Below are 24982 nucleotides of genomic sequence, written 5' to 3'. Positions count from 1 at the left end.
CTATGAGAATACGCCGCAAGAACCAGGGCCGCCTGCAAAGTCAAGGCCGCAGCTACCTTGTTCACTGAAGAGGTCTGCGACTTCTTCACGGTGAGCTGGCGGGATCACAAAGCGGTCATCGTATTTTGCAATAGCGAGCAGACGGTACATATCTTCAACTTCCTGCGCACTCATGCCGACAAAATCCAGTAAGTCTGACTCGCTTGTTTTGCCAGTCTGTTGGTTACGCATGTGAATCCGCATCACAGCCATTTTGCGCAATACTTCACGAATACGCCCTGTATCTCCTGCCGTGAGCAGATTCGCTAGGTATTCAACCGGAATACGCATGTTATCAATCGCCGGGAAGATATCGTTCGCTTCGAGCGAGCTTCCTTGACCTTCTACCCGATTAGTAATCGGGCTCAACGGCGGAATGTACCATACCATCGGCATTGTGCGATATTCAGGGTGAAGTGGAAGTGCAATCTTCCAGTCGATAACCATTTTGTAGATTGGGGACTGCTGTGCTGCAATAATCCAATCCTCCGGAATGCCTGCTGCACGTGCTTCACGGATCACTTCAGGATCATTTGGATCAAGGAAAACATCCATTTGTGACTCATACAGATCCTTTTCATTCTCCACCGAAGCTGCTGCTTCAATGCGGTCAGCATCATAGAGCATCAGGCCGATATAACGGATACGTCCAACGCAAGTTTCAGAACAGATCGTTGGTAGACCCGCTTCAATCCGTGGGAAGCAAAGTGTACATTTTTCAGCTTTGTTTGTCTGCCAGTTGAAATAAACTTTTTTGTATGGGCAGCTCGACACACAGAATCTCCATGCACGACAAGCATTTTGGTCTACAAGTACGATCCCGTCCTCTTCACGTTTGTACATTGCGCCTGATGGACAGGAGGACACGCAGGATGGATTGAGGCAATGTTCACAGATCCGTGGTAGGTACATCATAAATACCTGTTCAAAATCCATTTTGATCGATTCCTCGACACCCTTCATGTTCGGATCTTCCATCCCCGTAATATGGGCACCAGCAAGATCGTCTTCCCAGTTTGGACCCCATTCGAGGTTCATGTACTCTCCGGTAATTTGGGATTTTGGTCTTGCGACTGGCTGGTGTTTTTTCTCCGGACTATTGGTCAGTTTTTCGTAATCATAGGTCCAAGGCTCATAGTAGTCGTCGATCGTTGGCTGATCTGGGTTGTGGAAAATGTTAAGCAAACGTCTTGCACGTGTACCGGATTTCAGCTCCAGCTTGCCATTTTTCATCTCCCAGCCACCGCGATAACGCTCCTGATCCTCCCATTGTTTTGGATAACCGACACCTGGTTTTGTTTCGACATTGTTAAAATACATGTACTCTGCACCTGGACGATTCGTCCAGGTGTTTTTGCATGTTACGCTGCATGTATGGCAGCCGATACATTTGTCCAGGTTCATGACCATACTGACTTGTGCTTTAATCTTCAAGCCAATCCACCTCCTGCAGTTTTCTAATGATGACGTTCAGGTCACGCTGGTTGCCTGTCGGACCATAATAGTTGAAACCATAACTTAACTGAGCATAACCGCCGATCATATGTGTTGGCTTCACATGAATACGAGTTGGACTGTTATGCGTACCACCGCGTGTCTGTGAAATTTTCGTCCCCGGAACGTTAATGTGTCGATCCTGGGCGTGATACATAAAGGCTACTCCGCGAGGAATACGGTGTGTGACTACCGCTCTTGCCACAACGACCCCGTTGCGGTTGAAACATTCGATCCAGTCGTTATCCACCAGACCCGCTTCCTCAGCATCCTCATGGTTCATCCAGATCGTTGGACCACCCCGGAACAAGGTCAACATCGGCTGCGCATCATAGTACATACTGTGGATGGACCATTTGTTATGCGGTGTCATGTAGTTCAGCACGATTTCCTTGCCGCCTTCAATCGGACGTTTACTGTTTGGATGGAATGGTGTGTGTTTTAAAATCGGTTTGAAGGTAGCCAGCGTCTCACCGAATTCACGCAGCATCGCATGGTCGATATAGAATTGTTGTCTGCCCGTCAATGTGCGCCACGGAATCAGTCGTTCTACGTTGGTCGTGAACGGTGAATACCGCCGTCCGCCTTTTTCCGATCCGCTAAATGCAGGTGATGTGATGACCGTTTTGGGTTTCGAAGTAATCTCGTCAAAGGTGAAGCATTCTTCTGACCGCTCTTCTGCCAAATCCTTCAGATGCAGTGCTGTTTTCTTCTCCAGAGACTCCCACGCACGTACAGCCATCTTACCGTTCGTTGTGGTGGACAGCGTCAGAATGGCTTCAGCAACGTTACGATCTGAACTCAGATCTGGACATCCTTGTCCAACGCCATCTTTGCGGTTCACACCCAAAACACCCTTCAACTTCTCGTATTCTTCGCTCGCTGACCAGGACATACCCTTCGTACCAATCGGTTTATCCTTCACGTTCGGCCCGAGACTGATCATTTTGTTATAGACCGCAGCATAGTCACGTTCAACCACCTGAATATGCGGCATCGTTTTGCCTGGAATGGCTTCACATTCTCCTGCACTCCAGTCTTTAATCTCACCATACGGCTGAGCGAGTTCATCTGGTGAATCATGCAGCAGCGGTGTAGCCAGAATCTCCTTCTGTGGACCATCGAACTGCTGTGAAGCCATTTCGGAGAACACACGTGCAATCTCCTTGAACGTATCCCAGTCGGAACGGGATTCCCACTGCGTAGCTACCGCCGGGTTGAACGGATGCACGAATGGGTGCATATCCGTACTGCTCAAATCGCTTTTTTCATACCATGTTGCTGCTGGTAATACGATATCGGAATACATCGCTGTACCTGCCATGCGGAAATCCATATTGACCATAAGATCAAGCTTGCCTTCCGGAGCTTCATCCACCCACTCCACATGCTCCGGACGTAGTCCATGATCATCATCATTGAGCAATCCGTTTGTTGCACCAAGCAAATGCTTGAGGAAGTATTCATGTCCTTTGCCTGAGCTTGAGATTAGGTTTGCTCTCCAGACAAACAACACACGTGGGAAGTTCGCTGGATCATCCGGCTGCTCAATCGAGAATTTCAGATTTTTATTTTGAAGTTCGGAAGCCACATATGCGCCGATTTCTTCCTTCGTTGTTGCCCCCGCATCCAGTGCATCCTGATGCAAATCAATCGAGTTACGGTTGAATTGTGGATAAGATGGGAGCCAGCCCATGCGAGCAGCCATGACATTATAGTCAGCAACGTGCTGGAAGCGCGGATCACCTTCAAGTGCCGAAGTAAGCTCTCCGACTTGGGTTTCCTCGTATCTCCATTGATCAGTTGCAAAATAGAAGAACGATGTTCCGTTCTGTAAACGAGCAGGTCCACTCCAGTCACGTGCAAAAGCAATCGTCTGCCAACCTTCCGCCGGACGCAGCTTCTCCTGACCTACATAGTGAGCCCAGCCACCACCGTTAACCCCCTGACAGCCTGTCATCAGAAGCAGGTTGATAATGGCACGATAGATGACATCGGAGTTGTACCAGTGGTTGATCCCGGCACCCATAATAATCATGGAGCGACCTTGCGTATCAACTGCATTTTGTGCAAACTCACGTGCGATCTGAACGACGGTATCCCGGTCAACTCGAGTAATTTTCTCCTGCCAAGCTGGTGTAAATGGTTTATCCTCTTCAGCTTCCACGACGACTCCTGCTACGATCTCAGTAGAGTCTGCAGAACGTGTCATTTCACGATCAACACCATACTTCGCCAGCACGAGATCGTATACCGACGTAACGGTAATCCAGCGATCTTCAACCCAGATGCGGCGCACTGGGATTTGACGCTCCATGACATGACTTCCTTCATCATCGAAGTATGGCAGATGCACGGTTACGAGATCATGATGCACGCCAAGCATGGATAGTCGTGGATCGATCGGCTCGCCAGTATCCACCTGTTCCATTTTGAGATTCCACGTACCTTCTTCACCCCAACGGAAGCCCATACTCCCTTTTGGAATAGCATAAGTGCCGGAGTTCTCATCATATACAAGGGTTTTCCATGCCATGTTGTTGCCTTGGATACCTAGGTCTTCCCCGAGCAAGAATCGGCCTGCTATGTTTACGCCATCCTTCTCTTCGACAATCAACAGATTCGGGAAGTCAGTATACTGTTTCGCATAGGACATGAAGTAATCTGTAGGATGATCCAGATAAAATTCTTTCAGAATGATGTGTCCCATAGCCATGGCAAGAGCACCATCTGTTCCTTGTTTTACGGACATCCATGTATCTGCAAACTTCACATATTCCGCATAATCCGGACTGATGGATACCACTTTTGTCCCCTTATAACGCGCTTCAGCGAGGAAGTGAGCATCCGGTGTACGTGTCATTGGCAGGTTGGAACCCCACACCAAAATGTATCCAGAGTTGTACCAGTCACTGCTCTCCGGCACGTCTGTCTGATCTCCCCAGATTTGCGGGGATGCCGGCGGCAGATCCGCGTACCAGTCATAGAAACTAAGCAATGGTGAACCAACCAGAGACAAGAAACGCGAACCAGCAGCATAACTGACCATGGACATCGCTGGAATCGGTGAGAACCCAATGATACGGTCAGGACCGTAATCTTTGATCGTATGAATCATGGAAGCAGAGATAATCTGTGTCACTTCGCCCCATGATGCACGAACTAGTCCGCCTTTACCGCGTACCGATTTGTACCTTTTTACTTTGACCGGATCATTCGCAATACTTGACCATGCCTGTACGGGATCACCATAAGTTTTTAGAGCGTCACGCCACATTTCCAGCAGGGCACCACGCACGTAAGGGTACCTCACACGCAAAGGGCTATATAAATACCATGAGAAGCTTGCTCCACGCGGGCATCCACGTGGTTCAAAATCAGGCATATCCGGCCCGGTAGAGGGATAATCCGTCGCCTGCGTTTCCCACGTCACGATGCCGTCTTTCACATAAATCTGCCAGCTGCATGAACCCGTGCAGTTAACACCATGTGTGGAACGCACCACTTTATCATGCTGCCAGCGGCGACGATACACGTCCTCCCAGTCCCGGTTTACCGGGGACATCTCACTCCAGCCTTCCGCGTTTTTTTCACGTTTGGCAAAATACTTCAGTTTGCCCATCCAGGGCATGCTTTTGCTGCTCATTGTTGTCCTCCCACAAATGTGACCTGTTGATGCGATACCGCACCTGAAATTAAGATCGAGATTAAACTGAATTCGAAGCTGCTCTTGCTATCCTCCGATCTGCGACATATGCCGCAGCGTAGGTGTTCCGTCAATCTGTTGCCCTTTTAAGGCTTTTACCATGTCATGAGTTTCGGGTTTGGAGCCGAGCGCCTTGTAAAACAGATCCTGCACCGCCTTGTCGTTGCCAACAAGTGGGCGAACATTGTACTCATCCGACCAGTACAGACACGGTTTAATGTTGCCGTCGGCTGTTAACCGGAGCCTGTTGCAGCTACCACAGAAATGACTGCTGACGGGATGAATCAGACCAAACGTTCCAGCGGCTCCAGCAATTCGGTAACTGTCTGCTGGACCATTGCCGTACACATCACCGCAGCTTTCGTAGTTCCATTTAGCTCCACAAGTCTTCAGCACATGTTCAAGCGGCAAATAACTCGACTTCCAGCTGCTCCCACTATCACCGATGGGCATGTACTCGATAAATCGAATATCAATTGGATCCTCCAGTGTCATGCGCAGAAAATCCTCCACCTCATCGTCATTTACACCTTTCATCAGAACAACATTTAGCTTGATGGGCTGAAATCCAGCCTTTTGACTGGCTTTGATGCCCTCCAGCACACGATGTACCTTACCGCCTCGTGTAATGCTTGCAAATCGCTCCGGCTTGAGTGAATCCAAGCTAATGTTGACCCGAGTTAACCCCGCTGACTTTAGTCGATCCGCATAAGCTGCCAAATAGATGCCATTGGTTGTCAATGCAATATCCTCAATCCCTGGAATAGCGGATAACATTGCAATCAATTGATCCAGCCCCTTGCGAACCAGAGGTTCTCCCCAGTCAAACGCAATTTCCGAATACCCAGTGGAGCAAGCGCCTTGACGATCGACGTGATTTCTTCATAAGACAGGATTCGTTCTGTCGGTTCAAACTGCATTCCTTCTTCTGGCATGCAATATAAACAGCGCAGATTGCAACGATCTGTAACCGAAATCCGCAAGTAGTCATGAACTCTTCCGAACGGATCCATTAATTTTGATTCCATACACGTACCTCCCTTCTCTAGGGTGCTGTCTATATTCGGCTGAAGGAGGAAACATGCTTCCTCTCATCAATTGTCATCTTGGTGCTAAATATAAGGATGTCTAGCTCGCCTAACTGTGCAAAATATCACAAGAAGTGAAACATAGCGCACACTTGCACATTTATAAAATCGTCGCAATCCCTTTCCAAACAGGATTCTCGTTTAAATAAGGCAAGATTATGACAATAGGAAATGTGAGCCTGCTCACACAGCCCCTTCTTATCGTTTTCTATAATCAAATTGCAGCACCACACTAACCCACTTGGAGGAATGAATCATGAACACATATGCAGCTACTATTAATGCCACTGAGTATCCACCTCATCTGAAACATAAAATCATTTTCGAAACATTTGATCAATTGCAGCCGGAAGAATCAATGCTCCTTATTAATGATCACGATCCGAAACCTTTGCGATTCCAGTTCCAATCTACACATCCTGAAGGCTTCGATTGGGAGTACATTGAACAAGGACCTACAACCTTCCAGGTCAAAATCAGCAAACGATAGATTGGAGATGAGCAGCCATGCCGCAAGTTGATATCATAAATGACACCACACTTCGCATCACGCTTCGGCTGGAAGATGCGATGACCATGATTCAGATGGCGCAACAGAATCAAGCGGAATATGCACACGAGATCATTACGATTTATGAAAAAATGCCGGTATTCGAATATACACACTTTTGTTTTTACGCCTATGACAGTGCGAGACTTTTTGAGCGATTGCTCGATATGGATCCTAAGGCATACCTGTCCTTCTCTCTGGATGCACCGGAGTCATTCTTTTATGCGCTGTATGGCGGAATGGCTGCTCTATATGAGTCATCACAACACTTGCTCGAACAGGCGAATGTAGCGGGTACAGGATCGGATGTGAACGCACATGTCTCGAGCTGATGTCAATATTATTGAATTGGATGTACGGCCTCATTTAAGTAAGAAGCTGGAGCCATTTCAACTCATTATGGATACGGTAAAAGGTCTGCATCCTGAAGATGTATTTGTACTTCATGCCCCATTTAAGCCAACGCCGCTACTTGGCATTCTCAAATTGAAAGGGTACTCCAACTCTTCTGAACGAATGAGCTCGGATCACTGGGTCACCACTTTCATTCACAAGAAAAACAAAAAAGGCGCAAATGTATTATCTGCGCAGCAGCTTGAAAATGTTGAGTCTACTCTTGATGTGTCGCCAGCATCAGATGAAGAAGCATGTCTAGGGCGACCTGAAGGAGTTACCGTTGCAATGAAAGGTGAAGAACAGCCAAAATCTGCAACCATAATGCTTGATAATCGCGGATTAGAACCGCCACAACCGATGATGCGCACGCTTGCTGCACTCGAGCGTTGCAACCCTGGAGATGTTGTTCTCATTCACAACGATCGCGTTCCCGTGTTCTTAATAGAAGAGTTAAACAATTTGGGTTGTCCATATACGGTTGAGGATCAAGCGGACGGTACGGCGAAAGTCAGAATTGAAAAAGGGTAAGGAGGCGAAAGCCATGTCCAGGTTGCCGTTTCTTTTTATCATCACGGGCATCTTCGGATTTGTTATGTATCACGCCTTCTCCCTGCTCTCGCTAACAGGCTGGCTTGGTGATGAATTAAGAGGCCCTGAAGGCTGGTTTCACGCTCACCTCTTTGTTCTGGGGTGGGCAACCATGCTTGCTATGGGTGCGATATATCAATTGATCCACGTAATTCTGCAATCTAATATCTACAGTCTGCTGCTGGGCTACTGTCATTACTTCTTCTTCACCATCGGGCTTACTGGTATGTTATATGGTTTCATCCGTGGAGATGTTCATTGGATTGCCGGTTCAGCTACGCTAGCCTTAATTGGTATTTTATTGTTCGGATGGAATATGGCGGTAACACTCTTCCGTGCTTCTCAGTGGAATCCGGTAACGATTAGTGCCGCCTGTTCTTGTCTGTATCTTGTTCTGACCGGACTTTCCGGTATGCTGATGGGACTGAATTTTGCTTTTGGGCAATGGAACGGTCTCCATGAGCGCTTGTTCGGAGCACATATTTGGATGGGAACCCTCGGCTGGTTCGGCATGTTAATCACTGGATTCAGCTATAAGATGTTACCTATGTTCTACCTGTCCCATGATTACTCCATACGGCTGCAAAAGATCGTCTTGTATTTGTGGAACGCAGCGGTAATCACAGGTGTCATCGCATTCTTAACAGGTATCCAAGACGGGTTACTCTGGTTCGCACTCTTGCTTCTAAGTGCAGCAATGATCTGTTATGTATATCACTTAGAACAGATTCAGGAGAAACGGCATAAAAAAAATCCAGGACCAGGTATACGCTGGTCAGTGTATGTAAGTCGTGCTTTTGCCGTATATGTTGTGGCATTGCTAATCTATTCCGCACAAGGAACCGATCTGTTGCTCCATCCACGGGTAGTGCTTCTATCTGGATGGGTATATCTCGGAGGCTGGGTTTCACTCACGATATTAGGATATGCTTCCAAAATCGTACCGTTTCTATGGTGGACACATAAGTATGGAAAGCAAGCTGGCAGACCTGGAGTACCCCTTATGGCTGGCATGCTGAGTGAACGCTACGTACAATGGGGAATCATCGCCATGGTGGGCGGCAGTCTATTGTTGGTGAGTGGAATTTTAATAAATCTGGCAGAAGTAATGATGGTCGGAGGAACCATACTTTCCCTGATTTCCATTGCTTATATCGCAAATATTGCTTTGGTTTTTAAACGTTAATTTGGAGGATTGGAGAGCGATAACCATGGAACAAACAACCCATTTGTTAGAATGTCTGAAGGAAGTATACGACCCTGAGTTAGGCGTCAACATTGTAGATCTCGGGCTTGTATATGAAGTACGCGAAGAGCCTGAACGTGTGTACGTACGAATGACTTTGACCACACCTGGCTGCCCACTGCATGATACGATTGTAGGCGCCGTGAAGTGGGTGTTACAAGAAAATTCAGGCAAGGCCGATATCGATGTACAAGTTGTATGGGAACCTCAATGGTCACCACAGCTCATGTCTAATGAAGCAAAAGAAATGTTAGGATATTTCTGACATTGAATGAAGTGTTCATATCACAAAGAAACGTACTTAAGCTCTGTTCCTGCCAGAGACATAAGTACGCTTTTTGTTGTTTAATCGTTATCAAGTTTATAGTTACTTGCTACGATATACAGGTGTAATTACACCTCATTATAGAGTGTTGCCGTGTTCTCACTATATATTTTGCGCGTAGGATTCGTTAGGTACTTTATTCAGTGTAACAAATAAACGAGTTTCACTGTTACCTGTATTATGGAAGGAAAATTCTGTATCCCCTCCACAGCAGAGTACATCCTCTTGTTTGACCTCCTGTTCAACGCCATCCAGAATCATCGTTCCTGTGCCTTCAACCACCAGCAAGATAACATCTGTTCCTGGGTGTTTGTGTACCGGAAGCTGTTGACCTGGCAAGAAATGAAGTACAAACGTAACCCCGCCGTCGTGTCGGAATAATACCCGTTTAGTAAAGCGATCTGTACTAAATTCTTTTACGTCTTGCAATGATGTGATACTCATATTCATTCATCCTCCTCTGTAATCTGTGATTAGATCCATCATAACGTGACATAGCCCGAAACTCCTTGATCTAAATCAAGAAATTCCAGGCTATATGAAAGATTATCCCAATATTTAGTTTGACTTAGCGTAATAGATAGAACTGAGACATTATACGACGAGCTGACCTCGTTTGTCCGCAAGATTAATGGTTGCCTCTACACCTGAATTAAATTCAAGAAAATCCTGTTCAACGCCATCGCTGAATATAACTCCGTCTTCTGGCATCTGGGAAACCATTCGTAAAGGTTGGTTCGCATGGATCTGCCCAAATACGACATTGGCAGCCGTTGTACGGCTAGGAAATGGTTCGCGCACTGTGAAGTAAAGGTAGGGTGCGTCCCAACCAAAATGCTTCATCCCTTTTTGCTCCCAATGTGTAGTCGTCATATCATCGTTGGTATTCATACGCTGCCAAGCTTTCGAGTTCACAATGCCGGTTGCACCTGCCAGCACACTTTTGAACCAACCCGTGGCGCCCATTCCTGTAGATACGATAACACCACTGGAGGATTGCCTTTCTACGATTGAACCAAATTGCACTTCATAACGAGCAGAGACATGTGTCTTCCGACCAATAAACAGATCGTTAACGCCATAGAGATACTGACCATCATTCAGCTCAACTTTGGCTATTGTAACTTCTTTCAGTGAACGACGTCTACGAATCACGTCAGGAATAATAAAACGCAAATCCTCCACTGTAAAAGGAAGCAGCACCCCATCCCAGCGCATGGGATCAGGATTAACCCCAATCAGCGGCTGTTCTGATAAATATTTGAGTGTATTTGCAACAAGACCATCCTGACCAACAACGACGATAATATCCTGTTTACCAAATATAAAATTAGGCACATGCTCCCGATCTATCGTTTGAACTCTTCCGAGCGAACCAAGAATTTGTTGCGCTTGTGACACGGATTCCCGATAACGAGCATCCTCCGCAATATAATCATTAAAATCTGCTCCTAGACGTTCAATATAGAATTGTGCCTGCTGCACCGTATTATAACGAACGATTAATTCCTCTAGTCGTGTTCTTCGTTTGATCAAAATAAGTTTATGTTCCGTTAATCGATGCTCTTCCGTCACTGTTATTGATGCTGACTTTTCGGTTCCTAAGCGTCTCATCTCCCTCTTCCCCCTTGCTCTCTGTTCGAGGTGGACATCAAACCTTGCAGCAGATCAGGTGAAATATTCAATTGTCCGATCTTACCTGCATTCTCCGCCAGTTCCTGGAATGCGAGTGCAATGAGTTTATCCGAATTCATCCCCATATTTGCCATCGACTGCAGAACGGTCGGTTCGACATCCTGCAGTGATTTCATTACAGCTGCCATTTCATAAGCTTTTGCATCTGCTTCTGCATTCCGATTGGCAATCGTCAGCTCAATCAGCTGTTGTTTTCGTTCTTCCATCGCTGTATTGAATTGGAGCTGCTCCTGCTCCATCTCATTTTGCTTTTGTTTGATGGAACGTTCTGCCTGCAATTGCGTTTCTCGAATTTGTCGCTTTTTGGATTCAACTGCGATTTCCGTATTCAGTTCGTTTTCCTTCACCTTGCGCTCCTGCTCGATGGACGCATTACGGCGCACATACAATGCTTCATCAGCCTGACGCAAAATTTCTTCCCGAGCCTGCGCTTCCAGCGCACGCATCGTTTCTTTGTTAGGCAAAATCGCCAGAATCGATAAACTCATTAGCTCTACGCCCAGCTTCTCCAGTTCTTGGCTCTGGGCAACCTCACGTTTCATACTCGTTACCAGCCGTTCACTGGATTGAATTGCTTCCTTCAATGGCATTTGTTCCAGATGCTTCTTGGTCAAGACTTTGGCAATCGTGATTACACGTTGATCAAGCTTACCGGGATCATCTGAAATGTACCGATTTTTACGTAAATTATACGTATAATTCAAGCTTTGTGTAATTTTCATGTAGTCCACAATGCGGTAGCTAAGTTGTCCCTGAACCGTTACGGTCTGATAATCTGCAGTTATTTCTTCGAACATGAAAGGCACTTCTACAGACGATACAGGTAAAACGACAACCGAAGTGGTCGGTTCATAATATGTGAAAGATAAACCTACGCCTTGACGCTGCACCTGACCGTTCTTCACTTTCATGACGTATTCACTGGGCTGAAATTTTACAAATCGAAATCCGAACATGATTCATTCCTCATTTCTCAATATAGTCATTATGATATTATCGAAATGATAACAAACAAAATCGTTACTGTCAATATGACATTAATGAGTTTTAGTTTATTTCGAGGTATGAAGGTACAACATCATGAAAGAGATAAAGATCAATTTTCTGAACAAAAAAAAGATCGAGTCTTATGACCCGATCTCTCCTGCGTATAAATTAGTGTTTAGCATACAGCTGTTCCATCAATCTCGCGACCGCAACAGCTCCTTGAGCACGATTAGCCGTTTGTTTAGGCGCAAACGTACCATCTGCCATGCCATTTAATAGTCCAAGTTGCTGCATTGACACCACGGCTTCTCTTGCATACCCAGCAATGGCTGTATGATCTTCGAATGTATTCTCTTTTTGCGCCACTGGAGCTGCTGTATTTGTTTCTTGCTTCAAAGATTGCAACGCACGATTCAGCATAACGGCCATATCTTCTCTGGAAACAGGCTCATTCGCTCCAAAGGTTCCATCTGCTCGGCCTTGGATAATATTCATCTGCAAACCGATTCGCACCGCATCAGCATACCATTGACCTTCCTGCACATCTGTTGGAGTTAGCACATCTGCATCTGGCAGACTTGAATCTCCAATTCCTTTAATGATCATTTGCAAAAATTGTGCACGCGTGAGGTTACCATCTGGAACGAAGTTTGTGGCATTCATGCCTTTAATAATCCCTTTACCATAGAGATTCTGTACCTCTGATTTCGCCCAATTGTGATTTTGCATGTCATTTAACGGAACTTGAACTTCAGTAATGACAAAGCTTCCGGATTGTGTAGGCTTGAACGCGATGGTTTCGTTGTTGTCATTCGCTACAGAGTACGTTACTGGCTTCATCTCACCATTCTCCGATATCGATTGTACAATTCGAACGGCATCGCTTCCTTGAAGCTCGCCTTCATTGGACATGACGACTTCAATCGCTCTATCTGTCCAGACCATTGGTTCCCCATTCATTAATACATTAACATTAAGGATGGATCGGTTACCAATGGCTGCTTTTTGTGATTCCGTTAAAGCTATATTTGATCCTTCAGACACCTCAACATCAAATGTTCCGGCAGTTTCTTCACCTTGTAGCGGAATAGATTTGAGTGGAATGCGAATCGAAGTCCCCCTACGATTAGATCTAGTGATGTAACAGCCTGCGAACGGACCCATTCTGCAAGTTGATTCGTGTTTAATTGGAACGATACGGCTCTGGAGTTGTCAGGTAGTTTAGCAATTAGCTTTAATTGCTGCGCTCCTGCCTCCATCGATTGAACCGCTTCGTTTAATTGCTGTGCAGTCGGACGAATTGCATAGTTTCCATTACCTGTTAAGATGCCATCAACAGAAATTGCACCTTTCTCAGGTCGATTATTCGTATCAGCCGGTGTCACACCATTGGAATTTCCCGTTGATGGAACCGCTCCTGAACTGGATGGTTGTGACGGTTCGCTTGGCTGTGATGGTTGAGTCGGCTGCGAAGGTCCAGAGCCAGGTGTAGATTCCTCCCGTTTGAGTCGACGAGTTGCAGCCTGCAACTCTTCATCAGCAGCACCAACATCTTGGACGGAAGCTTCTTCATCTTGGATAATAGACTTTGCGTGCTCAAGCGCCTTGCTGAACTCATTCCAGGTTGCTGTCGTATAATCATTTTGTTTCAATTCGGCTACTGAACTCACGCTTGCTTCAAGAACAGATTTATCCGCTGGGAACGTACCATATGCTTCAAAATCCATGAACCCTACCCATTCTGGTCCCGCTGTTATCGTAACCTTAATATAACGTGCTTGTGTCTGATCAGGGAGAACGTGTCTTGGCCCTGTTGAAACAATAACATCACTTGTTGTGTCCACGACTTTTACATATTCGTTACGGTCTTTGGAGACCTCAATTTTGTACTTAATGCCACCACTCCACATTGACATTTCAATCGTGCGAACAGAGGCAACCTTACCAAGGTCTACTTCCCACCAGCTACCTACGCTCTGATCTGTTCCCCATGACGTCGTTGTATTGCCATCGATTGCTCCTTCTGGTGAATTCGCCTGACCCCACCTTGTCCAGCACTTGAAGAAGCTGTCGCTGTCTTATGGGTTGCTAGAGCTTGCAGGCGAACAAGACTTTGATTGGCCTGCTGTAATGTTTCCAAAGCTTGATTAACCTCAGATTGCACTGCACTTTGCTTATCTCTCACAACGATTGCAGCCTGCAACGCATCCATTAGCGTCTTCCAGCTTCGATGGGTATACGATGAGGCATTCTGCTGCTGCATCTCACCGATCAGCAACGTTAATTTGGTTTTGTCTACATCAGATAGTCCGCTAATGGCTTCATGTAAACGTTTCTCCGCCGCATCTACATCAGTCTGGGTCGCTCTAGGATCTGATAGAACCTGAGTCGCATGTGCAAGCGCCTTAGTAACAATCCCCCATGTGACCGCTGACCAATCCGATTCCTTGTATGTCTGCGCTTCGTCTACCTTAGCTTGAAGCAACGCTCGATTCGCGGGGATTACTTCCATTGAATCCATGACTTGCTTAAGAGAAGAGGTTGCATCATTAATTTCTTCCTGCGTTACTCCTGCTGATGTATATACCATTCGGTATACAGAATTAGCAGCTTCAATCGCCGGCGCAAGCAATTGCCAGCTCTGTTCTTCGAAATCTTTGGCTACCAAACCTTGTGCACGTGTAATTGCTGCAGATAAATGCTGACGATCCGCAGGAACATTCTGCATTCCGCGTTTATACACATCAAGGGATGGCAATGCACGTCCTTCTAAGGAATTTCCTCCGTTCCCTGGGAATTCATCGTAGTCGAACATCGCATGATTTTCCCATGCATCCCCTTCGGAAGCAATCCAGCCCACTCCAGCAGGAATCCAGGCAGGCTCCCAATAGAAGAACCCAGCTCCACGTCCTTCGGGCACTTCAGCAATCAAGTCCATAATGCCAGCAATAGCGTCATATTGACCTTGCACTGTTGCTGGGAATGTCGCACCTCCGACATTTAATTTGTCCGGGCCACCGATAATATTGCCATGGGCATCACCATTTTTGAAGGAAAATGGATACGATGTTTCAGCAATAACGACATCTTTTTTGTATTTCTGGGATACTCGGTTCATCGTTTCCTGTACATCTGCGAACGTACCGTGCCAGAACGGATAATAAGAGAGACCGATAATATCGTAATCCAGTTTCCCTTTCTCCAATTCACCGAAGTAGGTATCAAACATATCCGCTTGTCCACCTTCAGCCAGATGAATCATAATCTGAACGTGCTGATCTCCTTGAAGGGCACGTACAGCATCAACACCACGTTGTAGCAGAGCAACATTTTCCGTCTGATTCACTGTACTCACGTATCCATTAAGCACTCCGCTGTTAATCTCGTTACCAATTTGCACCATGTCTGGCATGGCACCTTCTTCCTTCATTTCACCAACAACCTCATACGTATAATCGTATACAGCCTGCTTCAACTGATCGAAGGTCAGATTCTCCCATGCTTTGGGACGTAGCTGTTGACCCGGATGCGCCCACTCATCAGAGTAATGGAAATCAAGCAGGATTTTCATGCCCTTTTCCTTCACTCGCTTGGCTAAACGGATGACATCTTCTTTATCGTTATAACCTCCTGATTTTTGTGGATCATTCCACAAGCGAATACGGACGTAATTTACACCACGGTCTTTAAGAATATCAAGCAAGTCCCTTTCGGTACCGTTGCTGTCGAGGAATTTACCCTTTTTGTCTTCAATCGCCGTTAACGTAGAAATATCGACACCTCTGATAAAATCATCTTGATACCCTTGCACCGTTACCGAAGCGGTGGGTTGAATTGTCGCACCTTCCACATGACCGTTTACACTGAATGTGTTAGCCAACTGATATTGTTCAGGATCAATATGGTCCCAGACTACGGCTACATGACCTGATTGATCCGCACCATACTGTGCCCGAACCTCGGTAGGTAAGACAGGCGCACCACCAATGATTGTCGTGATATTCACGTCATCATATGCTGTAATATTTTCCGGCTCACGTCCTTCTTGTTGTCCAAAAATACGAATCTCGGACAGCGTTGGCCATGCCCCCTGTTGATCATAAAATGGAATAGTCACTTTTACATATCGAACTAGATCGGTTTGAAAGTCAAAATTGAGCTGCTGCTCTGTTGTTTCTTCTCTATGAGTTGCTACTTGCTCCCAATTCTCCCCGTCGAAAGAAACCTCAACATCAAGATGAATCTTCTTTTGTTCTTTCAATACAATCTCTGCCCCGTTTAAGCGAAACTCTCCATCCAGATCAATCTGAATCCATTGAGGAGCTTCTTCGGTAGCTGCTTCTTTGGAACTCCAATGTGTATCCAGTTTACCATCCACCAGATGGTTTTTATTACTCCCATACTCCAGATATTCCGATTTTACGGTCACCTCTTTATTTAATGCTACATTCACCTTCGTTGCCGCGTCTGCCGGCTGAACCAACAAACCTAGCTCGCAAAATAACAGTAGCAATACAAGGCAACCACTTATGTACCTCTTGTTCACTCTTGATCTCCCCCTTTTTATCGTTGTAAATTGATCAATGAATGCGTTTAACCTTTTTCATTGTAAGCGCTTCAGGTTGATAGACGACACGGTATAATCCAAAGGAAACAGCAGTTATTTTAACAAATTGTGTGTCACAGCTGATTCGCACATCCTGGTCGTCTTGTTAAAATTAATAGAAAGCAAAAAAATCTGTTCCGCTACCCTGAGGTAGAACAGAACAGATTCGCTTTGGTACATTTGATCCATTTTGCTTATTTCGTGAGCTTCAACTCAAGCTGGAGCTTAATGTCATTCTCTGTTGAGAGAACAACAGAGTGAGGGTTTTCCATACCGAAGTCTTCGAACGTTACCATTGAAGTCGCAGACAACAACACCTGATCATTGTCATAAGCAGCTTTTGCATCAAAAATGACTTCTTTTTCAACACCTTTTACAGTCAATGTACCATTCATTTTCACATCAACCGTCTGACCTACAGGCCATTCCGCTGGTAAACCTTCAAATGAGGTAGCTGTAAATGTTGCTTGAGGGTATGTAGCAATATCGAAGAAATCCGCTTGCTTCACATGTCCGTCACGTTGACCATTACCAGAGTCAATACCGTCCATCTCAATCTGTCCTTCTGCTTTCATCTGAGATGCGTCATCTACATTGATTGTCCATTTACCAGATACCTGCTCGTCCACAAAATTAACCGTTTCCTGTGAAGTTGTTACAGAGAAATATACTTTTGAGCCTTCACTGATGTTCCAGTCTCCATTCAATTGCTCTGAGCCAACAACATCACTTGTTACTGCCGTTCCTGTGCTATCTACTGCCGTGGTTGATGTTGCTGTACTAGCAGGAAGCACTTGCTCGATTTCAACGTTATTGCCGAGGTAACTATTGGTAAAGTAATATCCTCCACCTCCGATGATAGCCACAGCAGCTACCCCTGTAATAATCCATGTTTTGGTCTTCTTGTTCATTTATTTTTCCTCCAGTACATTATTGGTTGAATTACTTGTTGATATGGATAATATCAGCCCAATGTGTCAGGAAGAAGTCAAAGATGGACATGTACCAATTTTTTTCGAATCCTCTAATACAGCATTGGCATTAGGCTCTTGCTCATGTAAAATCAGTACACAAGCTTCTTGAAGTGAAAGGAGACCGCTTTTCTTGAAATCCATACTCATCGTCGAGGATGAGCAAGCCATTGCACGGGTTCTGGCTGCTTATCTGAGAAAAGCAGAATTTGAGGTGCATCATGCAGCAGATGGCCCCACTGCACTTACCCTTTTTGATTCCGTGAATCCTTCCCTAGTTTTACTTGATGTAATGCTACCTGGAATGGACGGATGGGATCTGCTGCGCATTATTCGTGAAAAAAGTGCTTGTCCTGTGATCATGCTAACCGCACTGGATGACATTCGAGATCGTCTCAACGGATTAAATGCCGGTGCTGACGATTATATGAGCAAACCATTTGTCCCCGAAGAGGTTGTTGCAAGAGTTAATGCTGTACTGCGACGTAACCCTCACTATACTTCGGGTAGTGAGGATAAACGCTGTTACGGCAATCTCGTTATTGATCTCGCTGCCAAGCAGGTATTGCTTAATGGCGCTGAGGTTGCACTCACTCCACGTGACCTATCACTCCTCATATTTCTATCTGAATATCCGAACCGTACATTTACGAGAGATCATCTGATCGAACAGGTGTGGGGTATGGACTACGATGGCAGTGATCGTGCTGTAGATTTATCGATTAAACGACTACGTCAGGCTCTCTCCCACTGGTTGCCAGAGACAGGAGAAATTCGGACGTTGCGAGGAATGGGGTATCAATTTTGGATCGCAAACTGAGAAGAAAGGGACCGAGACCTTCAACATCCATTTTGTCCCACTGGACACTTCGATATTTTCTGATCCTGTGCATTGGTTTCACCATAATTGTAGCAGGAGCGCTCTATTGGATCCGTACAACCTCGATTGAGAAAAGTCTCAAGACCGCAGAATTGTTAGGACTGGAGATTGCCGATCGTGTAACCATTGACAATAATAAGCTTCATGTACCACCCGATCTAGACATGATGGTAACCAAGAGGGAGAAACTATTTAATACAGATCATTATTTCTGTGTCATGGTGTTGGACAACAACAATCAATTGATTTTCTCTCAGCCTAAAATGACTCAAGAAGAGGTATTTTATCGACTGTCCGACGATTTTCGTGAACCAAGAAATAACAAATATGCAGGAGTAACCGTCAACATAAACGAAGGTGATCAAACCCTTGGAAAAGTATGGGTTATGCAATCTAAACAATCTCTTACATTCGGCCCAGAAACGATGTGGCTTGTGCTGTTAATTCTGGGAGGATTGATTCTATGTGGATGGTTTACGATCTATCTGCTATCCAACAAGTTATCCCGGCCTATTCGCCAAGTAGCTTATGCGGCTGAACAAATTCGTGGTGGTAACTACGATGTTAGCCTCGATATCAAAACCCGAGAACGTGAGATCACTGAACTCGTAAGCTCCTTCCGAGATATGGCGACACGTTTAAGACAACTTGAGGAATGGCGTACTCTTTCATTAGCAGGCGTGAGTCATGAACTCAAGACACCCGTCACTTCCATTAAAGGGCTCGTTATGGCGGTACGCGACGATGTGGTGAGTCCTCAGGAAGGAAAAGAGTTTTTGGATATTGCCTTGAAGGAATCGGAACGCATGGAGCGGATGATTGCAGATCTACTCGATTACAATGCGATGTCTGCCGGAAGTGTTGCTGTGCGCAAGGAACGAACGGATCTGAAGTTATTGGTTGGCGAGATCATCTATCAGTGGAAGATTGCGTACGAAGATAAGACACCCGAGGTTGAACTACATGCACCTGCAGGCCCATTGTACACCATTGGTGACACCTTGCGTATTCAACAAATTATCGTTAATTTACTGAATAACGGTCTTCAAGCTACTGCTTCTGGTCAAACAGCCAAGTTCGACATTGAATTGCGGGCAGAAGGTGACAATCTATTTATAGATGTACAGGACTATGGCACAGGTATATCCGAGGCTGATCAACCGAAAATATTTGAACGTTTCTATCGCGGAGAGATCAAAAAACGCAGAAATCGCGGTTTGGGGCTTGGACTTACCTACAGCAGGCTACTCGCCAACGCCCAGAACGGAGAACTGTCTCTCACCTCAAGCACACCTGATGGAAGTAGGTTCACGTTAAGGCTACCACGTTGGACAACGCCTAAACATGTGACTAAAGAGCAAACGTATCCTTCTCCAGTTAAAGCCTGAGTTATTTACAGTTGCGTCAACAGCTTGCCTCTACTTGTGCTCTCCTTGATCAAGTAGATGAAGCGAGAGATACTAACTACAAACGCGCATCGATGGATCATCGGTGCGCGTTTTTTTTACTTATAGTACGGTTCAAAAATGTCGGTTAGGCATCATAATCTAAAGCGGACTTTTTGAATAACCTCTTATAAATGATATGGAAGGAAACGGCTCCACCTTCTCTGACTATTTACGCCAAAACGTAGTGCAATCTGCTTTATCTTTAATGTTAAACTCAATTATTCTTTCAAGTAACGAAAAATCAGTCGGCTGTTTCCACTTCATACGAATGAGTTGATTGGTATGCTCATAACCTGCCTGCACGATCTCTTCTGAGAACTGATTAATAACTACTTTCTCGGGAGCAACAGCCAGATGCTGCTTCGACACACTAAAACCGATAATAAAGGTCTCATGGTCAGTAAACATCGGCTGATTCCACGCAATCTTAGGCTTTAAACTTGGAAATTTCTCCGTAACCCATTTCAAAACCTCTTCCGTTCGTTCCTTATGCTCCGGGTTATCAATGCTTGCTAAATATTCTGCAAAAGTCTCCATCATATGCCTCCCCCTTATACTCCAATCCATTCTATCATGAATAGGGAGTCTCTAATTACCTTTTAATCAAAACTCATCATATCTCCGTAACCTCTCGCAATTGCAAACACATATGCTTACTTGTAATAAAATAGTATAAAAAGCAGTAACCACAAGGGTTAGCTGCTTTTTAATATATCTGCTATATTGCGTACATTTATACGTGCGCTAATCAACGACGATTAGTGTAGTTATTATCGAATTGACCCTATTAAATCGTACTCGCATCAATAACAAAGCGATATTTCACGTCTGAAGCAAGTACACGTTTGTAAGCTTCATCAATCTGATCTGCTGAGATCACTTCAATGTTGGGTGCGATGTTATGTTCAGCACAGAAGTCGAGCATCTCCTGTGTCTCACGAATACCGCCAATCATGGAACCCGCGAACGAACGACGGTGACCAATGAGAGAAAATACTTGTACGGGCAATGGTTCTGCTGGCGCACCAACGTTAACGATTGTACCATCCAGCGTGAGCAGAGACAGGTATGCATTAATGTCAATACTGGCACTTACCGTATTAATCATCAGGTCAAAAGAACCTGCAAGTTTCTCAAATGTTTCCGGTTCACTTGTCGCATAATAATGGGCAGCACCAAATTGCAAGCCGTCTTCCTTCTTGCTAAGCGATTGGGATAGTACAGTAACCTCCGCACCCATCGCATGTGCAATTTTAACAGCCATATGACCAAGTCCGCCCATACCTACTACCGCTACTTTTTTGCCTGGGCCAGCTCCCCAGTGATGTAGTGGTGAATACGTCGTGATACCTGCGCACAGCAATGGTGCAGCTGCATCAAGCGCAATATTATCAGGGATTCGAACAACGAAGTTCTCTGTTACAACGATATGTGTAGAGTAACCACCTTGGGTAGGCTCACCATACTTGTCTACCCCAGCATAGGTCTGAATGTTTCCTTTGAGACAGTATTGCTCTTCACCTTTGCGGCAATTGTCACACTCGCCACAAGAATCCACCATACATCCAACACCTACACGGTCGCCTACTTTATATTTGGTTACACCTGTACCTACATCCGTTACAATGCCGGCAATTTCGTGTCCAGGAACGAGTGGATAGTTCACAGGCCCCCAGTCACCGTGTGCAGTATGAATATCAGAATGGCAAATGCCCGCATATTTAATCTCGATCAGTACGTCACTGGTATCAAGATCCCGTCTTTTAATTTCGGCATTTCGAAATTGTTGGTCTGGTCCGTCAACTGCTCTCGCTTTAGCTATAATCAATGTAAAAACCTCCTATTCATTTCGAATACAGCATTATCGTACCCCCTACAGTTAACTCTAGGTCAAATACTTTTTTTATTAAGTTCCAACTTTGACATCTAATCATGCGTCATGGTAGTATTCACTCGGATCAATCCTATAGTTAACTCCAAGTCTAACCTTAATGGAAAGGAAAATCATATATATGACATATTCGATTGGCGAGGTTGCCAAAAAATTAGATCTTACGGTGTATACACTGCGCTACTACGATCGAGAGGGACTCATGCCTTTTGTTGAACGGACTTCTAATGGAACTCGGTTATTCAAGGAATCTGACATTGATTTTCTTAAGATCATTCAATGTCTGAAAGCAACCGGAATGCCAATCAAAGATATTAAAGACTTCATTGCCTGGTGCTCTGAAGGAGACTCTACGTTGAAGCAAAGATACGACATGTTTACAGAGCGCAGAGCTAGCGTAGAAGCTCAGATTGCGGAGCTACAGAAGACGATGGAAGTGATCGACCATAAATGCGCGTATTATGAGAGTGCACTAAGTGCGGGTACAGAAAAAATACACAAGGTGAATACGGGTAGCCCTATCACCAACTAACTGTTACGTTAACATCCAATATCATCGACTTAACCTCTGATGTAACACTGAAATCTAATACCTTCAACTTCTATCCATTACTACTTCTCATCATGAAGCGCATCTTCTATGCAAATAAGACCTCCGTAACTTAGACGGAAGTCTTATTTGTATTTGTATCTTTATTTTATATAGGTTACTTCGCTGACAATAGGCTGTCAGTAATAAACTTCAGTTGACCCTCCAACGTTACCGGATCATTGTATGTATCCGAGGTAGGATCAAGTTGGAATACGTGATTCGCTTTAACTGCAGGCAGACTCTTCCATAGTTTGTGCTCGTAAACTTTCTTAGCATCACTTGTATCACCAGACCATGGGCTAGTGAAAATGATGTCTCCCGCATATTCGGGTAATACTTCCATAGAGATGGATGCCCATCCTGTTCCACTGTCGATTGCTTCTGCCTGAGCTTTAGTTGGTGCCTTGAGCCCAAACTCGCCATAGATGACTTCACCTCCACGGCCGTAATTATGACCGAAGACATATAATCCTTTGTCATAAGGATTCAGGATGGACACGGTACGATTTCCTACAGCCTCTTCCACTTTAGGCTTTAACTCGCTAATCTGCTTTTCCCAATTGCTTATCCAAGCTTGCGCTTTGTCTTCTCTGTTGGTCAGCTTGCCTAGTTCGAGCAATAGCTCTCTGAAAGGACGTTTACCATATTCAATCTGTACTACAGGTGCAATGAGTGATAACTGATCAATTCCCTCTGTCCCCGTATATACGATAAATAAATCAGGTTTTAAACTAACCAGTTGCTCTGGTGTAGGCACTTCTCCCAGATCAGTAACTCCTGCTGCTGTGAGTTGATCCTTAATGTACTTGTTGTTCATTGCACCGGTTAAAGCTCCAACAATTGGAGCATCTAGAGCAACAAAATAGCCAGTTGTGAACGCGGTTAAGTCAACGATTCGTTTCGGATCTTTAGGTACCTGAACTTCTCCTGCATCGGATTGAAATGTAACTAACTCTTCTTCTGCAGTTGTAGATCCAGCTGACGTTGTATCCTGATCTGTCTTCGTTTCTGACTCTGCTGTTACATTAGTACCCTCACCTGTTGAAGCATTAGTGGCTACAGATTGTCCGCACGCACTTAGTACGAGCAGTTAGTGAAACGACCATTTCCCTAAGGGAACGAGATAGTTCTTCAATCTCTCCAAACCCCTTATTCTCTGGAATCTGTACTTCTTCTCCAGCACGAAGCTGATTAGCTACTCGTGTAAGGCGCATCAATGGAGCCGCAATTTTACGGGAAACCCACCATCCAATCAGTGCAAATAACAGCGTAACTGCAAGCCCTGACCAGATGTTGAACCAGAGCATATCTGATACAGACGCAAAAGCGGTGGATTGAACCTGGCGGATTACTACCGTCCATCCGAGTCCTGGATAATCCAAATGCCCTTGGCTATACGCAAATCCAGTAACGTATTTTTTTCCATCTGGCCATTTTTCGGTTGTCCAACTGCTTTTGTTCATTTGTGCTTGTTGGATTTGAGCTAATTTTAACGGTTTACCCAACCAATCTTTCGGTCCTAATAGCACCGTGTTTTCTTTCTTACTCACAATAAAAAATTCAATATCCTTCTCCTCAGAAAGCAACGGAGCAAGAATGGAGTCTTCAACTTCCTTCGCCCAAGCCCAGCTCAAATGTGCAGCGAGAACACCACGGGTATTGCCATCACTATCCTTTACTGGAAAGCTTATATCGACAAATTGCAGCGGTTCACCTGTGGGGTTAGGCAGAAGTTTCGCAAGCAACACCGCATCATGGACATCTCCAATGAATTTACCCTTAATCCCTTCCTGATACACAGGTCTTTCGGATAAATCTTCCCCTAACAAAATACCATCGGTTGCAGCAAGAACTTTTCCTTCAGGATTCATGTATCCTACCCAGGAATAAGAGGGAAAGCTATCCTGAAGCTGATCCAATAACATCTGAATTTCACTAGGCTCGAATCGATCCTCCAGCGCAGCCATTCGACCTAGCAGATCCAGTTCACCTGAACGTGACCACATAAAACGATCTAATTTGTCAGATGCTTGTGAAGCAGTACCCATTAACGAGTGTCCGATTTCCGTCTCCACTGCAAGGAACGACTTTTGACTGAAAATATAACCGATTGTTAACGATACAAGCAAAGATAACGTAGCAAAGATTGCTGTAAGTACAGTTCTAAGTTTGAATGACATCATTGCCTCCAGTAAAACGGTGAAACCATCTTGCTTTTATAACATGTTCATGTTGCAAAAGACACACGGGATGTCACCTATTTGTTTTCATATTTATCGGAATCGATGTGCTTTTTTATTATACACACCCATACAATATGTTGCGAAATTTCGTACGAGTTTCTTCCATTCAAAGAATAGTCACGATTCTGTATATACATACTTGGGTTATGTATTTAGAGAGCAAGCATGTAATACAATGTTCATTTAGCATGTTTGTCACACACAGAAGAACTTCAACTAGAATTTGGGGGTGTAATG

General features: G+C 45.0%; 22 protein-coding genes and 1 pseudogene. 8 read left to right on the top strand and 15 right to left on the bottom strand.

Features of this window, described 5'->3' with window-relative positions; translation table 11 throughout:
* From narH to DMB88_RS31070, 4 genes and pseudogenes are all read right to left on the bottom strand, one after another.
* Entirely contained in the window at nucleotides 1–1473 is a 1473-nt protein-coding gene (gene narH, locus DMB88_RS12730) for a nitrate reductase subunit beta (protein ID WP_128101654.1), read from the bottom strand.
* Complete coding sequence (locus DMB88_RS12725; protein WP_302476289.1) at nucleotides 1463–5179, bottom strand: nitrate reductase subunit alpha; 3717 nt, start codon at nucleotides 5177–5179, stop codon at nucleotides 1463–1465. Before DMB88_RS12725 ends, narH begins: the two co-directional genes overlap by 11 nt.
* Nucleotides 5180–5266: 87 nt before the next feature.
* Entirely contained in the window at nucleotides 5267–5692 is a 426-nt protein-coding gene (locus DMB88_RS31075; RefSeq protein WP_254438639.1) for a GTP 3',8-cyclase MoaA family protein, read from the bottom strand.
* Nucleotides 5693–5791: 99 nt separating this feature from the next.
* Nucleotides 5792–6159, bottom strand: a pseudogene (locus DMB88_RS31070) (radical SAM protein); the annotation flags it as partial.
* Nucleotides 6160–6583: 424 nt separating this feature from the next.
* On the opposite strand from DMB88_RS31070, the gene DMB88_RS12715 reads away from it, so the two are divergent.
* Genes DMB88_RS12715 through DMB88_RS12695 form a run of 5 tightly spaced genes read left to right on the top strand, consistent with a single transcriptional unit; the run spans nucleotide 6584 to nucleotide 9372 of the window.
* The gene (locus DMB88_RS12715) at nucleotides 6584–6817 is read left to right on the top strand and encodes a DUF2249 domain-containing protein (protein ID WP_128101653.1); all 234 of its coding nucleotides are present in this window, start codon (nucleotides 6584–6586) and stop codon (nucleotides 6815–6817) included.
* 17 nt (nucleotides 6818–6834) lie between these two features.
* Nucleotides 6835–7209, top strand: a complete 375-nt coding sequence (locus tag DMB88_RS12710) for a hypothetical protein (RefSeq protein ID WP_174715286.1) — start codon at nucleotides 6835–6837, stop codon at nucleotides 7207–7209.
* On the top strand, nucleotides 7196–7801 hold the full coding sequence (locus DMB88_RS12705) for a DUF2249 domain-containing protein (protein WP_128101652.1): 606 nt from the start codon (nucleotides 7196–7198) through the stop codon (nucleotides 7799–7801). The genes DMB88_RS12710 and DMB88_RS12705 overlap by 14 nt, the downstream gene beginning before the upstream one ends.
* Before the next feature lie 13 nt (nucleotides 7802–7814).
* On the top strand, nucleotides 7815–9047 hold the full coding sequence (locus DMB88_RS12700; RefSeq protein WP_128101651.1) for a hypothetical protein: 1233 nt from the start codon (nucleotides 7815–7817) through the stop codon (nucleotides 9045–9047).
* A gap of 25 nt (nucleotides 9048–9072) precedes the next feature.
* A complete protein-coding gene (locus tag DMB88_RS12695) occupies nucleotides 9073–9372 on the top strand; it encodes a metal-sulfur cluster assembly factor (RefSeq protein WP_128101650.1) in 300 nt (99 codons plus the stop codon).
* Nucleotides 9373–9534: 162 nt separating this feature from the next.
* On the opposite strand, the gene DMB88_RS12690 is transcribed toward DMB88_RS12695, so the two are convergent.
* The 7 genes from DMB88_RS12690 to DMB88_RS12660 form a co-directional block, all read right to left on the bottom strand.
* On the bottom strand, nucleotides 9535–9876 hold the full coding sequence (locus DMB88_RS12690) for a cupin domain-containing protein (RefSeq protein ID WP_128101649.1): 342 nt from the start codon (nucleotides 9874–9876) through the stop codon (nucleotides 9535–9537).
* Between the two features lie 150 nt (nucleotides 9877–10026).
* A complete protein-coding gene (locus tag DMB88_RS12685) occupies nucleotides 10027–11046 on the bottom strand; it encodes a diacylglycerol kinase catalytic domain-containing protein (RefSeq protein ID WP_128101648.1) in 1020 nt (339 codons plus the stop codon).
* Nucleotides 11043–12083: an SPFH domain-containing protein gene (locus DMB88_RS12680; protein WP_128101647.1), complete on the bottom strand. Its 1041-nt coding sequence runs from the start codon at nucleotides 12081–12083 to the stop codon at nucleotides 11043–11045. Before DMB88_RS12680 ends, DMB88_RS12685 begins: the two co-directional genes overlap by 4 nt.
* A gap of 199 nt (nucleotides 12084–12282) precedes the next feature.
* A complete protein-coding gene (locus tag DMB88_RS12675; protein WP_164848688.1) occupies nucleotides 12283–13059 on the bottom strand; it encodes an S-layer homology domain-containing protein in 777 nt (258 codons plus the stop codon).
* Nucleotides 13060–13136: 77 nt separating this feature from the next.
* Nucleotides 13137–14129: a discoidin domain-containing protein gene (locus tag DMB88_RS12670; protein WP_254438638.1), complete on the bottom strand. Its 993-nt coding sequence runs from the start codon at nucleotides 14127–14129 to the stop codon at nucleotides 13137–13139.
* Entirely contained in the window at nucleotides 14084–16660 is a 2577-nt protein-coding gene (locus DMB88_RS12665; RefSeq protein ID WP_128101644.1) for a glycosyl hydrolase 53 family protein, read from the bottom strand. Before DMB88_RS12665 ends, DMB88_RS12670 begins: the two co-directional genes overlap by 46 nt.
* A gap of 254 nt (nucleotides 16661–16914) precedes the next feature.
* Complete coding sequence (locus DMB88_RS12660; protein ID WP_128101643.1) at nucleotides 16915–17631, bottom strand: YceI family protein; 717 nt, start codon at nucleotides 17629–17631, stop codon at nucleotides 16915–16917.
* A gap of 193 nt (nucleotides 17632–17824) precedes the next feature.
* Here DMB88_RS12660 and DMB88_RS12655 point away from each other — a divergent pair, with 193 nt between their 5' ends.
* Both DMB88_RS12655 and DMB88_RS12650 read left to right on the top strand, forming a co-directional pair.
* The gene (locus tag DMB88_RS12655) at nucleotides 17825–18511 is read left to right on the top strand and encodes a response regulator transcription factor (RefSeq protein ID WP_128101642.1); all 687 of its coding nucleotides are present in this window, start codon (nucleotides 17825–17827) and stop codon (nucleotides 18509–18511) included.
* On the top strand, nucleotides 18496–19959 hold the full coding sequence (locus tag DMB88_RS12650) for a HAMP domain-containing sensor histidine kinase (protein WP_128101641.1): 1464 nt from the start codon (nucleotides 18496–18498) through the stop codon (nucleotides 19957–19959). Before DMB88_RS12655 ends, DMB88_RS12650 begins: the two co-directional genes overlap by 16 nt.
* Before the next feature lie 225 nt (nucleotides 19960–20184).
* On the opposite strand, the gene DMB88_RS12645 is transcribed toward DMB88_RS12650, so the two are convergent.
* Together DMB88_RS12645 and DMB88_RS12640 are read right to left on the bottom strand one after the other, a co-directional pair.
* A complete protein-coding gene (locus tag DMB88_RS12645) occupies nucleotides 20185–20556 on the bottom strand; it encodes an iron chaperone (protein WP_128104424.1) in 372 nt (123 codons plus the stop codon).
* A 250-nt stretch (nucleotides 20557–20806) separates the two neighbouring features.
* A complete protein-coding gene (locus DMB88_RS12640) occupies nucleotides 20807–21847 on the bottom strand; it encodes an NAD(P)-dependent alcohol dehydrogenase (RefSeq protein WP_128101640.1) in 1041 nt (346 codons plus the stop codon).
* 184 nt (nucleotides 21848–22031) lie between these two features.
* On the opposite strand from DMB88_RS12640, the gene DMB88_RS12635 reads away from it, so the two are divergent.
* Nucleotides 22032–22442 (top strand): MerR family transcriptional regulator, encoded by a 411-nt coding sequence (locus tag DMB88_RS12635; protein WP_128101639.1) that lies wholly within the window; start codon nucleotides 22032–22034, stop codon nucleotides 22440–22442.
* 175 nt (nucleotides 22443–22617) lie between these two features.
* Here DMB88_RS12635 and DMB88_RS12630 read toward each other — a convergent pair whose 3' ends face one another.
* On the bottom strand, nucleotides 22618–23319 hold the full coding sequence (locus DMB88_RS12630; protein ID WP_254438549.1) for an ABC transporter substrate-binding protein: 702 nt from the start codon (nucleotides 23317–23319) through the stop codon (nucleotides 22618–22620).
* A gap of 232 nt (nucleotides 23320–23551) precedes the next feature.
* A complete protein-coding gene (locus DMB88_RS12625; RefSeq protein ID WP_254438548.1) occupies nucleotides 23552–24685 on the bottom strand; it encodes a cache domain-containing protein in 1134 nt (377 codons plus the stop codon).
* Nucleotides 24686–24982: the final 297 nt, after the last annotated feature.

This window comes from Paenibacillus sp. DCT19, assembly GCF_003268635.1.
Classification (GTDB): domain Bacteria; phylum Bacillota; class Bacilli; order Paenibacillales; family Paenibacillaceae; genus Paenibacillus.
Note: the sequence above shows the minus strand (reverse complement) of the source record. Positions and strands in the feature narration are given on the sequence as shown.